Raw genomic sequence first — 890 nt, forward strand, 5'->3', positions numbered from 1 at the left:
AGCGATTCGGCGCGTGATACCTACAAAATATATGCCCAATTTGACGACCTAGGCGGTCTCGCTGTTAGAGGACGGGTGTCATTATCTGGTGTAACGGTTGGAAAGGTTAGCGGGATCAGTCTTGATGAGCAGTCTTACACAGCGCTGGTAGAGATGGAAATATATTCATCTGTTGATCAGCTGTCAGCAGATAGTGTCGCATCGATTCAGACGGCCGGTTTACTGGGAGAGAAGTATGTTGATCTCAGTGTTGGTGGGGAAGAAGAGCTATTGAAAGACGGCGATACCATTTTTGATACGCAGTCTGCGATGAATTTAGAGAAAATTATTGGTGCGTTCGCCTCGGGCCAGATAGATCTCTAATTAATGGTGTAATGACTAGTTTTGGGTAGTTCCTAATCTGGTTCACTTTTATTTGATAAGAATTTAACGTTATGAATAAAGCATTTAAGTTGGTTACTCTTTGGCTGGTTTTGGCGCTTGGTATTGCAGCAGCTCAAGTATCTTACGCAGCGACCACGACCGCAAGTCAGGGTCTGGAGTCTGAAGAAATCAGGCTGACTGTTGAGAAAAATGTTACTGAAGTGTTGGAATTATTTAAGGTAGAAAGGGAATACTACGAAACTGATCCAGAGCGCTTTTTAGCGAGTATGGATGGTGCACTAAATAAAATAGTGGACTTTCGTCGTATCGCTGCACGTGTCATGGGAAAGTATGGCCGCAGGGCTTCTAAGGAACAAAAAAATCGATTTGTTTCGGTTTTTAAAGATAGTTTGTATACGACCTATACCAAAACATTGGTGGAAAGTGGTGTCTTTGATATCAAAGTAACAAAAGCCAAGCTTAATAGCCGTAGTGATAAGAAAGCTGTGGTTGATATGCAAGTGATA

The 890-nt window shown here is 42.4% G+C and carries 2 protein-coding genes; both read left to right on the forward strand.

Annotated elements, in window-relative coordinates; translation table 11 throughout:
• A partial coding sequence (mlaD, locus tag A3735_RS03720; RefSeq protein ID WP_068637610.1) for an outer membrane lipid asymmetry maintenance protein MlaD occupies window positions 1–363 on the forward strand: 363 nt, incomplete at its 5' end.
• Between the two features lie 71 nt (window positions 364–434).
• The coding region (locus tag A3735_RS03725) for a phospholipid-binding protein MlaC (protein ID WP_197485645.1) at window positions 435–890 on the forward strand (456 nt) is incomplete at its 3' end.

The organism is Oleiphilus sp. HI0061 (genome assembly GCF_001635675.1).